13 protein-coding genes are annotated in these 13,914 nt (G+C 61.7%); 3 read left to right on the forward strand and 10 right to left on the reverse strand.

The features are described from left to right. The first annotated feature begins 244 nt into the window (after nt 1-244). Nucleotides 245-1,237, forward strand: coding sequence for a P1 family peptidase (locus AZF01_RS15570; protein ID WP_036236013.1), 993 nt, complete (start codon nt 245-247; stop codon nt 1,235-1,237). Between the two features lie 9 nt (nt 1,238-1,246). On the opposite strand, the gene AZF01_RS15575 is transcribed toward AZF01_RS15570, so the two are convergent. The 5 genes from AZF01_RS15575 to AZF01_RS15595 all read right to left on the reverse strand — a co-directional run bounded on the left by AZF01_RS15575 (nt 1,247) and on the right by AZF01_RS15595 (nt 8,890). After that, complete coding sequence (locus AZF01_RS15575) at nt 1,247-2,644, reverse strand: efflux transporter outer membrane subunit (protein WP_036236002.1); 1,398 nt, start codon at nt 2,642-2,644, stop codon at nt 1,247-1,249. A 99-nt stretch (nt 2,645-2,743) separates the two neighbouring features. Then, on the reverse strand, nt 2,744-5,878 hold the full coding sequence (locus AZF01_RS15580) for an efflux RND transporter permease subunit (RefSeq protein WP_024706722.1): 3,135 nt from the start codon (nt 5,876-5,878) through the stop codon (nt 2,744-2,746). A gap of 48 nt (nt 5,879-5,926) precedes the next feature. Further along, complete coding sequence (locus tag AZF01_RS15585; protein WP_161633006.1) at nt 5,927-7,069, reverse strand: efflux RND transporter periplasmic adaptor subunit; 1,143 nt, start codon at nt 7,067-7,069, stop codon at nt 5,927-5,929. Between the two features lie 253 nt (nt 7,070-7,322). Further along, a complete protein-coding gene (locus AZF01_RS15590) occupies nt 7,323-7,925 on the reverse strand; it encodes a TetR family transcriptional regulator (RefSeq protein ID WP_244435507.1) in 603 nt (200 codons plus the stop codon). Continuing rightward, nucleotides 7,925-8,890, reverse strand: a complete 966-nt coding sequence (locus tag AZF01_RS15595) for a phosphoribosylaminoimidazolesuccinocarboxamide synthase (RefSeq protein WP_024706719.1) — start codon at nt 8,888-8,890, stop codon at nt 7,925-7,927. Before AZF01_RS15595 ends, AZF01_RS15590 begins: the two co-directional genes overlap by 1 nt. 150 nt (nt 8,891-9,040) lie before the next feature. Between AZF01_RS15595 and AZF01_RS15600 the strand changes: the two genes are divergently transcribed. Next, complete coding sequence (locus AZF01_RS15600; RefSeq protein WP_024706718.1) at nt 9,041-9,691, forward strand: LysE family translocator; 651 nt, start codon at nt 9,041-9,043, stop codon at nt 9,689-9,691. Nucleotides 9,692-9,896: 205 nt separating this feature from the next. Here the strand turns inward: AZF01_RS15600 and rlmN are convergent, their stop codons facing one another. The 4 genes from rlmN to AZF01_RS15620 form a co-directional block, all read right to left on the reverse strand. Next, the gene (gene rlmN, locus AZF01_RS15605) at nt 9,897-11,120 is read right to left on the reverse strand and encodes a 23S rRNA (adenine(2503)-C(2))-methyltransferase RlmN (protein WP_024706717.1); all 1,224 of its coding nucleotides are present in this window, start codon (nt 11,118-11,120) and stop codon (nt 9,897-9,899) included. Between the two features lie 276 nt (nt 11,121-11,396). Continuing rightward, entirely contained in the window at nt 11,397-11,900 is a 504-nt protein-coding gene (locus tag AZF01_RS15610; protein ID WP_024706716.1) for an invasion associated locus B family protein, read from the reverse strand. A 211-nt stretch (nt 11,901-12,111) separates the two neighbouring features. Further along, entirely contained in the window at nt 12,112-12,489 is a 378-nt protein-coding gene (locus AZF01_RS15615) for a YkvA family protein (protein ID WP_024706715.1), read from the reverse strand. Between the two features lie 45 nt (nt 12,490-12,534). Then, nucleotides 12,535-12,840, reverse strand: a complete 306-nt coding sequence (locus tag AZF01_RS15620; protein ID WP_024706714.1) for a 4a-hydroxytetrahydrobiopterin dehydratase — start codon at nt 12,838-12,840, stop codon at nt 12,535-12,537. Nucleotides 12,841-12,896: 56 nt separating this feature from the next. Between AZF01_RS15620 and AZF01_RS15625 the strand changes: the two genes are divergently transcribed. Further along, nucleotides 12,897-13,367, forward strand: coding sequence for a low molecular weight protein-tyrosine-phosphatase (locus AZF01_RS15625; RefSeq protein ID WP_036236007.1), 471 nt, complete (start codon nt 12,897-12,899; stop codon nt 13,365-13,367). Here AZF01_RS15625 and thpR read toward each other — a convergent pair. Then, nucleotides 13,319-13,912 carry an RNA 2',3'-cyclic phosphodiesterase gene (gene thpR, locus AZF01_RS15630; RefSeq protein WP_024706712.1) on the reverse strand — a complete coding sequence of 198 codons (594 nt, stop codon included), beginning with the start codon at nt 13,910-13,912 and terminating at the stop codon, nt 13,319-13,321. The two genes, AZF01_RS15625 and thpR, sit on opposite strands and share 49 nt — an antisense overlap. Nucleotides 13,913-13,914: the final 2 nt, after the last annotated feature.

Raw genomic sequence — 13,914 nt, forward strand, 5'->3', positions numbered from 1 at the left:
CGCGTGCCAAAACCCTGAAGTTCAAACACGTCAATCAGCAAAGCTAATCGGCGGAGGTGAGGTCAACATCGTTCGTCGCGAGAGCGACCGTCGACCCCGTCGGTGATGCGCATATAGGGTGAGCCGACCTTTAAAGTCAACACGCATTCTTCAAAAATCTGAAAAAATCCGACTCTTTCCTCTTTCCAGCGACCGATCCCCCCGGTTTGCTGATATCGGTATGGCGACCAACGGGGAAGCAGACATGCGCAATCTCATTACCGACATCGCCGGCATAAGCGTCGGCAACGCCGAGGACCGCAATCTTGCCTCCGGCGTGACGGCCATCGTTTTTGACCGGCCCGTCACCGCTTCGGGACTGTCCCTCGGCGGCGCTCCGGGCAGCCGCGACCAACTGCTGCTCGAACCTGGCCGGACGGTTGCGACCGTCGATGCCTTCGTTCTGGCCGGCGGTTCCGCGTTCGGCCTCGACGCCGCCGGCGGCGTTCAGTCAGGCCTCAGGGCGGACGGGCGCGGCCTGGCGCTCGGCCCTGCCCGAATTCCGATCGTGCCCGGCGCCATCCTTATGGATCTCCTGAACGGCGGCGACAAGAACTGGGGCCTGCACGCGCCCTACCGCGATCTGGGCTATGACGCCTATCGGGCGGCAAAGACCGGGCCTTTTGCCCTCGGCACGGTTGGCGCCGGAGCAGGCGCAACGACGGTCAACCTCAAGGGGGGACTCGGATCGGCGAGCTCTGAGACCGCTTCGGGTTTCAGGGTCGGCGCGCTTATCGCCGTCAATGCCATGGGCAGCGTGACGATCGGCAGCGGCCCGCATTTCTGGGCGGCAGCACTTGAAGACGGAGACGAGTTCGGCGGGCTGGGATTGCCGGTTTCGATACCGGATGATGCGTTGCCGATTGCGATAAAGGGCGGGCCGACCACCGCAACGACTCTTGGCGTGGTTGCAACCGATGCCACGCTGACCAAGCAGCAGGCCTACCGCCTGGCGATCATGGCCCATGACGGTTTTGCCCGCGCAATCCATCCTGCGCACCTGCCCTATGACGGCGACACGGTGTTTGCCGCGGCGACCGGCGAGAAACCGGCGCCCGATGATTTCGCCTTGGCCGAGATCTGCCATGAGGCGATGCGGACGATGGCCCGGGCAATAGCCCGAGGGGTCTATGAAGCAGAAACGCTCCCGCATAGGGGAGCGTTGCCAAGCTGGAGAGACAAATTCAAAACCGGCTGAAGGGCCGGTTTACTGGGCCGCGTAACCGCCGCCGATCGCAACATTGAGGGCGACGAAGTCACCGGCCTGTTGCGCGATCGCGTCGGCAAGGCTGGCCTCGGCATCGGAGACGGCGCGCTGGGCATCGAGCACATCGAGCAGCGAGGTCGCGCCATCGCGGTAGCTCGAGGTCGAAAGCGCGAGCGCATCGCGGTAGGAAGCGACCGTCGCGCGCAGGGCCGACACCGTTCGCCCGTCGCGGGTGACGACGGCGAGCGCCGTCTCGACTTCCTGTACGGCCTTGAGCACAGTCTGCTTCCAGGCGAGATAGGCTTGCCGGGCCTGCGATTCCGCGCTCGAGACATTCGCGCGCAGGGCGCCGCCGTCAAAGATCGGGAGGCTGAGCGTCGGTCCGAAGGACCAGGAGGTCTGACCGGCATTGCCAAGCGAATTGGCAGAAACGCTGGCCTGCAGCGTGCCGCTCAACGAGATCATCGGATAGAGCTGGGCCTCGGCGACGCCGATCGTGGCGGTCGCCGCGGCGAGATTGCGTTCGGCCTCGCGGATATCCGGCCTGTTGCGGATCAGGTCTGCCGGAACGCCGGAGGCAAGCCGCGCATGGGTAACCGGGATGGGCTTGACCTTGTTCATCTGGTCAATCAGGGTCGCGGCCGGCAATCCCATCAGCGTCGACAGCGCGTAGACCTGCTGACGATAGGCGGCCTCAAGCTGCGGAATGGTGGAAAGCTGCGCGTTCACCAGACCTTCCGACTGCACAACATCGAGCCGCGAAGCCGCGCCGGCATCCAGCTGGAACTGGGTCAGGCGCAGCGTCTCGCGGCGGCTCTTCAGGTTGGAGCGCGCGATCGCCAGGCGCTCCTGATAGAGACGGGCATTGATGTAGCTGTCGATAAGGCTGGAAATCAGGGTCAGCTTGGCGACGTCGGCGCTGGCATAGGCGGCGTCGAGTTGAGCCATGGCCGCTTCGCCGGAACGCTGATAGAGGCCGAAAAGGTCGAGAACCCAGGAAATCGGCACCGAACCGCCGAATGTGTTCGAGGTCTTGCGCGCCTGCGCGGAGGCCCCGTCACCGCCTGCGCCGGCGCCGGTGTCATAGGCCTGAAGATTGACCTGCGGGAAGGCGCCGGCCGTCGAGGTGACGACATTGGCCTCCGCCTGCACGATCGCCTCCAGTGCCTGCAGCACCGACAGGTTCTGCGCCATGCCGGCCTCGACATAGGAATTCAGCAGCGGATCGTTGAAGCTCTTCCACCAGGCGACATCAGTAACGTCGCCGACGCTCTGGCTGCTGCCTTCGGAAAACTTGTCCGGCAAGGCTGTTGCCGGCGCCACATAGTCCGGACCGACGGCACAGCCGGCCAGAAGCAGCAGCAAAAGCGGAACGGGGGTAACGCGGCTCAACACCATGGTCTCAATCCTGTCATCTCGGCAAGCCCGAACCCGGGCCGCCTACCCTTACTGTTTTAGACGCCGGCGCGAGGCCGGCGCAATATCGTTAATTTTCTTTTAAACGATCTGTTGCTCTTCTGCCGATTTGTCTTCCTTCTTGCCGATGCCCATGACGCGGCAAACGGCGACGAAGAAGGACGGCACGAAGAAGATGCCCAAGGTCGTTGCCGCCAGCATGCCGCCGAAGACGGCGATGCCGATGGCGTTCTGTGCGGCTGAGCCCGCTCCGGTCGCCAGCACCAGCGGCGTGACGCCGAGGATGAAGGCGAGCGAGGTCATGATGATCGGTCGCAGACGCATCCGCGCCGCATGGATGGCCGCATCAAACAGCGAGTCGCCCTTCTCGCTCTGCTCCCGAGCGAACTCGACAATCAGGATCGCATTCTTCGCCGCAAGGCCCATCGTCGTCAGCAGACCGACCTTGAAGTAGATGTCGTTGTCCTGACCGTCGAGGTTGGCCGCAACGACCGCGCCGAGAATACCGACGGGGACCGCCAGAATGACCGAGAACGGAATGCTCCAGCTCTCGTAGAGTGCGGCAAGGCAAAGGAACACGAAGACGATCGAGACGATATAGAGATACGCCGCCTCATTGCCCGAGATCACCTGCTGCAACGACATATCCGTCCAGGCGACGGTGAAGCCGCCCGGCGCCGACTCGACCATGGAGACAAGCTGGTTCATCGCCTCGCCCGAGCTGAAGCCCGGGTTGGTCGAGCCCTGGATATCGACGGCAGTGTTGCCGTTATAGTGCGACAGCGACGGTGCGCCGGTGGTCCAGTCGATATCGGTAAAGGCCGAGAATGGCACCATATCGCCGCTCGAATTGCGGGCATACCATTTGTAGATATCCTCTGGCTGCATGCGATAGGGCGCATCGCCCTGCACGTAAACCTTCTTTACTTTGTCGTTCAGGGTGAAGTTGTTGATATTCGTGCCGGCATAGATCGTCGAAAGCATGCCGGTCGCCTCCGCGATGCTGACGCCATAGGCGCCGGCGCGCTGCTCGTCGATATCGATGAGCATCTGCGTCTCGTTCGGCAAGGTATCCGTGCGAACCTGCGCGGCGATGCCGCCGCCATTCATCTGCTGGATGATGCGCTGGGTCGTGGCGAGCGTTGCCGCCTGTCCCTGGTTGCCGCTGTCGACCACGTAGCCGGTCCAGCCGGTCGACTGGCCGAGACCCGGAATTGCCGGCGGCTGGACGACATAGACCTGAGCATCGCGGACATGCGTGTAGAAGAAGCCATTTGCACGCTGGGCCACCGACGCGGCCGTCAGTGTTTCCGTGGTGCGGTCCTCGAAGGGCTTCAGTTCGATGAAGCTCATCGCGTAGTTCTGGCCCTGCCCGGCGAAAGAGAAGCCGAGCACGTTGAAGACGGCCTCGACCGCGTCCTTCTCTTCGTTCCGGAAGTAACTCGCAACCTGGTCGCTGACCGCCTGGGTACGTTCCGTGGTCGCCCCCGTCGGCAGGTTGATGATCACGAAGAGCGACCCCTGGTCCTCATCCGGCAGGAAGGATTCCGGGAGCTGCATGAAGTAGTGATAGACGCCGAAGAGAAGCACGGCGAAGACCGCGAAGACGATCAGCGGGATTTTCAGCAGGAAGCCGACGGCGCGCGTATAGCCGTCGGTGACGCTGTTGAAGCCGCGGTTGAACATGCCGGAAAGACCACGATCCTTTTTGGTCGGGTCGACCGGCTTCAGCATGGTCGCGCAGAGCGCCGGCGTGAAGATCATCGCCACAAGCACGGAGAGGATCATCGCGGCAACAATCGAGATCGAGAACTGGCGATAGATGATGCCGGTGGAGCCGCCGATGAAGGCCATCGGAATGAACACGGCCGTCAGCACCATCACGATGCCGATCAGAGCGCCGGAAATCTCGCCCATCGATTTCTGGGTCGCCTCCTTCGGCGGAAGCCCGTCTTCGTGCATGATGCGCTCGACGTTCTCCACCACGACGATGGCGTCATCCACCAGAAGCCCGATCGCCAGCACCATGGCGAACATGGTCAGCGTGTTGATCGAGAAGCCGGCAAAGGCGAGCACGCCGAAGGCGCCGAGAAGCACGACCGGCACGACAAGCGTGGCGATCAGCGTCGCCCTCAGGTTCTGCAGGAAGACCAGCAGAACAACGAAGACGAGCACGATCGCCTCGAACAGCGTATGCACCACCTGCTCGATCGACAGCTTGACGAAGGGAGTCGTGTCATAAGGATAGATGATGTCGACGCCTTCCGGCAGGGTCGGTTTGATCGAGTTCATGAAATCGGTCACGCGCGCGGACGTCTGGACGGCATTGGCGCCGTTGGCGAGTTCGATGGCGAAACCGGCAGCGGGAAGCCCGTTGTAGAACGTGCTGAACTGATAGTAGCGCTGGCCGAGTTCGACCCGCCCGACATCGGAGATCGTCACCGTCGCACCGTTTTCGGTGGTGCGCAGGATGATGTTCTCGAATTCGGTGACGTTTTCGAGCTGGCTCGAGGACACCGCCGTGATACTGAGCTGCTGTCCCTTGACCACGGGATTGTCGCCCACATCGCCGACGGCGACCTGCTGGTTCTGCGCCTGAATGGCGTTGGAAACGTCGGAAACCGTAAGATTGTACTGGTTAAGCTTGTAGGGATCGAGCCAGATGCGCATGGCGTAGGGCGTGTAGAAGCCCTGCACGCTGCCGACGCCGTCAAGGCGCGAAATCGGGTCGTTGATCGTGCTGTCGATGATGTTGCCGAGATCGGCGGCGGAGTAGTTGCCGCTTTCATCCGTCAGCGCCACGACCATGAGGAAGCTCGAGGAGGAGCGGTTGACCGTGATGCCGAGGCTGCGGACGATGTCCGGCAACTGTGGCTGCACCAGTTGCAGCTTGTTCTGCACCTCCACCTGGGCGATTTCCGGATCGATGCTCGGGCCGAAGATGACCGAAATCTGAGACAGGCCGGGGCTGGAGTTCGACGTCAGGTAGAGCATGTCATCGAAGCCGGAAAGCCCGTCCTCGATGACATTCGTCACCGTCGTCTCGACCGTCCTGGCGCTTGCGCCCGGGAAGGATGCCTGAAGGGAAATGGTCGTCGGCGCAATCTGCGGATACTGGGAGATCGGCAGCTGCGAGATACCGAGACCGCCGATCAGCATGATCACGATTGCGATCACCCAGGCGAAAACCGGTCTGTTGATGAAGAAATTAGCCATTCAATATTCCTCGAGCGCTTGGGTTCTAGGGCCTGAACACCTTCACGCTCAGCCGTTTCCGCCTGATGACGATGAGCCCGACGCGCCGCCGCCCGAGCCTGATCCGGAGGACGAACCGGAGTCCGAATTCGCATCGACCACGACGCCGTCCTCGTTGATCTTGACCGGCACAGGCGTGACATCGGTGATGCCGCCCACCAGACGCTGGAAGCCATCGACGATCAGGCGGTCGCCGTCCGACACCTTGTCGGTCACCAGCCAGGAGTCGTTGGATACCCGTACATTCTGGAACACGCGCGTCTCGACCTTGTTGTCGTTCGTGACGAACATCGCCGAGACCTTGCCGCCGGCCTCGATCTGGGCTGCAAGCTGGGGAATGAGATAGCCTTCTTCCTCGGCCACGGTCAGCGTTGCGCGCACGAACATGCCGGGAAGCAGGACGTTGTCGGGGTTGTCGAACACGGCGCGCAGATTGACCGTGCCGGTCGATTCGTTCACCGTCCGCTCGGAGACGTCGAGATGACCGGCGACCGAATAGTCGCTGCCGTCGTCGAGCTTGACGACAACCTTCACGCTCGAAAGGTCCTGCTCGCTCTTGAAGTCCGGATACTTCCCGGAAGCGCTCAGCACCTGGGCGGCCGACTCGTACATGTCGACATAGATCGGATCGAGCTGGTTGAGACTGACGAGCGGCGTGGATGACGACGGCGAAGCAAGGTTGCCGATCGAAATATTGGAGACGCCCAGGACGCCTTCGAACGGCGCGGTGATGTCGGTGTGGCCGAGGTTGATCTCGGCCGTCTTCACTGAAGCCTTGGCTGATTCGACATCGGCCAGCGCCTGCTCGTAGGCGGTCCGCGCGTCGGTCAGCTGGATTTCGGTAGCGCCCTGGTTGACGATGCGCTTGTAGCGCTCGTAATTGGCCTCGAGGCCCGGCACGGTTGCATTCGCCTTGTCAAGCGAGGCCTGCGCCAGGGCCAGATTGGCCTCGTAGGTATCCTGCTCGATCTGGTAGAGAAGGTCTCCCTGCTGGACGAAGGCGCCGTCCTTGAAGGCCTTTTCGGTAATGATGCCACTGACTTGCGGCCGGATTTCGGCAGACCGGTAGGCGACCGCGCGCGCCGGAAGCGTCGTGGTGATCGGCACGGACTGCTTTTCAAGCGTGATCACGCCCACCTGGGGCGGCGGCATCTGCATGCCGCCTTGTTGTTGCTTACCGTCATCACTGCAAGCGCTGAGCGCCATTGCAAGAACACTAAGAGCGGCAATTGGAAGCTTGCGCGACAGCATGGGCACCTATCCAGAAATGAAAATCAATCAATGGCCATGTTCTTAACACAATCCCGACAGAGCAGAAACTCAATATCTCACGTGTCGGCGATTGCGGCAGAAGCTCGCCACAACGCTGAAAACGAATCTCATTGGTGACGTATCGCAGATAACGTCACTTTACAACGCGATTTTTCAACCCCCCATCGACAAGGGCGACGATCAACTGCGTTTTATCAGCCAGTGTTGCGGGATCGGCACATGCGATCATGCGGGGGTTCAGGACGCAGCCCAGCATGTCGACGATCGCGGCGGCATCGAGCGCAGGATCGCCCGGTCCGTAAATCCCCTCCTCCATGCCTTCGGCGATCAACGAGCAGAGCTTGTCTTCCACAAGACGGCGATAGATCCGGCCACCCTTTTCCGGGTCCTCGAGCACCAGCGGGATCATCTCGAACAGGTACTGGTTCTCCCGCTTGTCGCGCACATGTTCGCGCGAAAGCCGGGAGAGAAAGATTGTCAGCCGCCGGTCCGGCGGGTCTGAAAGATCCTCGATCGAGCAGCGCTCGGCGAGACGGCGGGCATGCCGATAGGCTATGGCGCGCCCGAGCGTCAGCTTGCTGCGGAAATGCTTGAAGACATTTGCCGGCGACATGCCGAGCTCGCCCGCGATATCGGCGATCGAAACCGCACTGTACCCGCGCGCGCGAAACAGGCGTTCGGCCGTTTCGAGGATGGCCTCACGCGTTTCTTCTGCCGATCGCCGCGGTCTGCGCATCACGCCTCTCCCCAGGAAGCCTCCGGATAGTAGGCGGCGAGATTGGCGCGCACCCGATCCTTGACGCTTGCTCCGCCTTCATCCGGCACGAACGGCTTGCCCGTGATCATCTCGAACGCCTGGGCATAAACGCCGGAGGCCGCCTCGATGACTTCGCGCGGGATTTCAGGGATGGGGTCGGAATAGGGATCGCAGCGCTCGACGACCCAGGAACGGATGAAATCCTTGTCGAAGCTTTCCGGCCGCTTTCCGGCTTCAAACCGCGCCTGATAGCTGTCTGCCATCCAGTAACGGCTCGAATCAGGCGTGTGGATCTCGTCGGCAAGCAGGAGATTGCCGTCAGCATCGATGCCGAACTCGTACTTCGTATCGGCAAGGATCAACCCCCGTCGCGCGGCCATCTCCTGGCCACGGGCAAACAGCGCCAGCGCCTTTTCCGAGACCTCGTCCCAGCGCGCCCTCGTCAGGAGACCGCGTCCGATGATCTCGTCGGCCGTCAGCGGCTCGTCATGGCCGCCGTCGAATGCCTTGCTGGTCGGCGTGATGATGGCCTCCGGCAGCGCTTCGTTATCGCGCATGCCATCGGCAAAATCGAAGCCGTAAATCCGGCGCTCGCCGCGCTTGTAGCGGGTCAGGAGCGAAGTGTCGGTGGCGCCCGCGAGATAGCCGCGCACGATGATCTCGACCGGCAGGATATCGAGTCGCTTGCCGACGACGACGTTCGGATCCGGATAGGCGACAACGTGATTCTCGGCGATATCGGCGGTTGCATCGAACCAGAAGCGTGCGATCTGCGTCAGGATCGCCCCCTTGTGCGGAATGGAGGCCAGGACCCGGTCGAAGGCGCTGATTCGGTCGGTGGTGATGATGATCCGGCGCCCGTCCGGCAGGTCGTAGTTTTCCCTCACCTTGCCGCGGTAATAATTCGGCAATTCCGGGAAAAAGGCTTCATCGAGAATGCGCAAGAATATCGTCCTTCAGTCCTGGCGGCGGCCCTTTAGCCTCAATGCGGATTGTTGCCAAACCGCTCCGCTCTCATTACAGATTGTTAACCTTATCGGCAATCATCTTGAACGGTGAACGCGCGGCCGGCGTTCCAGGTTTCGACGGTTCTCATGGATTTCATTCCCTCCCTCCCCGTGCTTCTCGCCTTTGCGGCGGCAACCCTGCTCCTGGCGCTCACCCCTGGACCCGACATGACGCTGTCGATCAACAAGGCGCTGAAGGAAGGCCGGGTCGCGGGCCTTGCCGTGCTGATCGGCACCAATCTCGGCCTTTGCGTGCACACAATGCTTGTCGCCTTCGGCGTCTCCGCCCTGATCGTCGCCTCGCCGACGGCCTTCATGATCCTGAAGACCGGCGGCGCGGCCTATCTGTTCTGGATCGCAGTGATGGCGATCCGCAAGGGCAGCAATTTCGTGCTGGAGGCGGAAGCGAGAACGGAGCGCCGGCGGGGACGCGTGCGAGCGGCAATCGCAAGCGGCTTCTGGGTGAACCTGCTGAACCCGAAGATCATCATCTTCTTCATGACCTTCCTGCCGCAGTTCGTGGAAGCTGGCGATCCGAACGTCACCGGAAAGCTGATTTTCCTCGGTTTCACCTTCATCGCCGTGGCGCTTCTGCCGACGATCGCCATCGTCGTCGCCGCCGACCGCCTCTCCGGCTGGCTGATGGCTCACAAACGCGTGCTGCGCGCCATAGACTATCTGTTCGCCGGCGTGTTTTCGCTGTTCGCGGTGAAAATATTGCTCACGCATGGGCGATGAAATAAGATCGACAGCCATGAAGGCACAAGAATTTGACAGGCGGTTTGAGGCAGGCGAGGACTTGAGCGACGCTATCGATTGGTCGCGGGCTCGCAGGCCGAACGCGCGGCCCGAGCACGACGGCACCTCACCGCACAGCCCCCAAAACTTCTCGCTCCGAAGGGGAGAGAGTATAGGGAGCAAGCGGCGAACGCAGCGCCTCTCCTCAGTCCCCGTGATTGGCGATCATCATCGCCTCATAGGCCAGACGTTCGGTCTTGCGCATGCGTTCCGATTCCGATTTCAGCTGTCCGCAGGCCGCGAGAATGTCGCGACCGCGCGGGGTCCGGATCGGCGAGGCATAGCCGGCCTGGTTGATGAAATCGGCGAAACGCTCGATCGTCTCCCAGTCTGAACACTGGTAGTTCGACCCCGGCCAGGGATTGAACGGGATCAGATTGATCTTGGCGGGAATGCCTTTCAGCAGCTTTACCAGATCGCGCGCATCCTCCAGGCTGTCATTGACGTCCTTCAGCATCACATATTCGAAGGTGATGCGGCGCGCGTTCGAGAGCCCCGGATACTCCCGGCAGGCCCTGATCAGCTCTTCCAGCGGATATTTCTTGTTGATCGGCACCAGGATATTGCGCAGATCGTCGCGCACCGCATGCAGCGAGATCGCCAGCATGCAGCCGATCTCGTCGCCGGTGCGGTAGATTTCCGGCACCACGCCGGAGGTCGACAGCGTGATGCGCCGCTTCGACAGCGACAACCCGTCTTCGGCCGACGCGATCAGCAGCGCCTTCTTCACGGCCTCGAAATTATAGAGCGGCTCGCCCATCCCCATCATCACGATATTGGTGACCTTGCGGTCGGATTCGGGAATGAAGGCGCCGTTCGGTGCGTCGCGGTTCGGGAAATCGCCGAGCGCGTCACGGGCGACGAGAAGCTGCGCGAGAATTTCCTCCGGCCGCAGATTGCGCACCAGACGCTGCGTGCCGGTGTGACAGAAGGAACAGGTGAGCGTGCAGCCAACCTGGCTCGAGATGCACAGCGTGCCGCGATCTTCCTCCGGGATATAGACCGTCTCGATTTCGACCGGGCGTCCGGCGCCGTGCGCGGGAAAGCGCATCAGCCATTTGCGGGTGCCGTCGGTCGATATCTGTTCCGTGACGATCTCCGGCCGCGCGATGTCGAAGGTCTCCGCCATCTTTGCCCGCAGGTCCTTCGCCATATTGGTCATCTCTGAAAAATCGGAGACGCCGCGCACGTAAAGCCAGTTCCAGATCTGGTTGACGCGCATGCGGATCTGCTTGTCGGGCACGCCGATCGAAGACAGCGCTTCGGCCAGTTCCGGCTTGGAAAGACCGATCAGCGTGTTCCCGGCAGCCGATTTCGGCCGCGGTTTGGCACGCTGGGCTTCGATATCGATGGTTTCGACAGCGGACATTCTCGGGCTCCCGTAAAAACGCCGATCGCGGGTAATCCACGCTTCTGCGCCGGGGCTTTCATCCCGACGGTGCGCGACCCGCAAAAGAGTAAAGAAGTTTGCTTTCAAGCTTCATCAGGCGCCGCACAACAAAGGCGCGCCTGAGCAATTGCGGCGAGCCTATAGCATGTCTGCTTCCGGCCGTCATCCCCTGTGCCGCATGGCTCACCCGCGCAGACGGCAAGGCCGGACACGAAAAACCCGGCCTGGGCCGGGTTTGTTTGGGAAGCGCTGTCTCTATTTGCAGGCGCTGATCTTGTCGAGCGCCGCGGTAATGCCGATCAGCGAATAGGTATGCGTGGTGTTGGTGCCGCGCGCGGAGGTGGCCTTCACCTCCATCGTCCGGCCGGCCTTCATGGCCGCCACCAGCGCCGGCTCCTGCGCCGCGTTCTCCAGCCAGCCGCCCTGGCCCTTGTGGTACATCGGGAAGCTCTTCCCATCGACGACGACGTCGATGGTCGAGCCTTCGCGCAGATTGTAGCCCATCATGGCCTGAGGCTCGAGCGTGACGTTCTGACCCGGATATTTGGTAACGACGAAGAAATTGTCGCCGTGGTCGACATTGGCCGGCTCCTTCTTGGCCGGAACCGAAAGGACATAGCAGACCTTGCCGGCATCGGAGTTATAGGAATAGGCGACCCAGGCGTCGAATTTCTGGATGGGAGTCGGCGTCTGCGCGGAAGCGATCGAGGCGCCGGTGAACAGAATGACCAGTACGAGGACGATTCTTTTTGCAAACATATGATCCTGCCGATTTTCTCTGCTGCCGCCGGCCCCTGCCCTTTCAGAAGCGGCAAGGCCGATACGTTTCGAATTCGTTCAATTCAATACGCATTCGAGGTTACCAAAACCTCAACATGAGGTGGATTTCCGCACTGGGCCGGAGGCCCGGATGATGGTGCGACAACACATGCCGCCAATCAGGGCAAGATTGCGGCATCAACCAATTCTCTTATGCGGCGTCCAGCGTCGTCAGCGCCCGGTCCGCCCGCTCATAATGCTCCATTCTCATATTTCTGCGGATCATCGTCAACGCCGTGGTGAGCACGGCGAGATCGTCGGTAAAGCCGACGAACAGGAAGATATCGGGGATGAGATCGGCCGGCATGATGAAATAGGCGAGCGCCGAATAGAGCACCACCCGGGTGCCAAGCGGCGTGTCGCGGTCGGTCGCGCAGTAATAGGCGGCCACGGCATCGCGGGCAAAGGGAATACGTGCCGCCGTTCTGCGCAGCTTCGTCCAGAATCCCGCGCGTACCGTGCGTTCGTTCTCGGCCCTGGTTTCCTCGTCGCCGGGCTCGAGGATGTCACCATATTTGATATCGCTCATGAAAGGCTCCTTCGATGGGGGAATATAGGACGGCCGGGCCCGCGTTCAAACGCCGAAACGGCTTGCGGCCCTGTCCATGATGCCGGCCATCTCGATGTCGCGGGCGCTGATCCCGCCGGATGAATGGGTGGTGAGCGAAACCCCCACCCGGTTGTAGACGTTGCTCCATTCGGGATGGTGGTCGAGCCGTTCGGCGGCAAGCGCGCATTCGCTCATGAAGGCAAAGGCCTCGCGAAAATCGGCAAAGCGGAAATCGCGGGAAATCGCGGTATCATCCTCGCTGACCGCCCAGTTTTCGCGCGATTGCATGGCCGCCTTCAGCGCTTCCGGTTCCAGCCGCGCATCTTTCATGGCATTGTCTCCCACAGTTTCAGAACTTCGATCCTTCAGACAATTGCGTAAACATGATGGCACAACCCGAAAAACGCTCTATCCTCTTCGTCTGCAGCGGCAATATCTGCCGCTCTCCGCTCGCCGAGGGCGTCTTCACCCATCTTGCGGGACAGGCAGGGCGCGGTGACGAATTCACGGCCGATTCCGCCGGCATCGGCAACTGGCACGAAGGCGAATTGCCCGATCCGCGCTCGCGCGCAACAGCCAGACGCTACGGTTTTGATATCTCCGGGCAGCGCGCGCGTCAGATCAGGCCTGAGGACTTCGGCCGGTTTTCGATCATTCTCGGCATGGACAGCGGCAACATGGCCGCGCTGAAACGGCTTGCCGGCGAGACCTCAGCAGCGGAAGTCGCGCTGTTTTCGGAATATACGCTCGGCGAGCGCCGGGATGTACCCGATCCCTATTACGGCGGCGACGACGGATTCGAGATCGTCTACCACATGCTCTTGGCAGGCTGCCAGTCGCTCATGTCGAAGCTGTAGGCCTCGCTCGGATCGTAGAGATCGAAGGCCTCTTCCACCTGATAGGGGCCGCCGCCGACCGAATCCCGCGACGACATCAACACAAAGCGCGGCACGGTGAAGGGCAAGGTCTGGAAATTGCCGCGAGCGGAAAGATACTCCACCACGTCCTGCACCTTGGAGCCACGCAGCCGCGCCAGCGTCACGTGCGGCGTGAACTTGCGCGGATCGGCCTTCAGTCCCAACCGCTGACAGATCCGGTCGATCTCGCCCTGCAACGCGAAAAGCTCCGGCGCCGGCGAAACGCCGGCCCAGATCGCGTGCGGCCTCTTGTTGCCGAAGGCGCCGGTTCCGGTGAGGCTCAATTGAAAGGAGGGACGCTCGATCCGGTCGAGCCAATGAACCACCTCGTCGGCGGTGCGAAAGTCGACATCGCCGATGAACCGCAGGGTGATGTGGTAATTCTCCACATCGATCCAGCGGGCCCCGGGCAGGCCGCCGCGTAACAGCGACAGACTTAACGCCTGTTCGCGCGGGATTTCGAGGGCGGTGAAAATTCTCGGCATGG

Origin of the sequence: Martelella sp. AD-3 (assembly GCF_001578105.1) — a bacterium.
GTDB lineage: Bacteria > Pseudomonadota > Alphaproteobacteria > Rhizobiales > Rhizobiaceae > Martelella.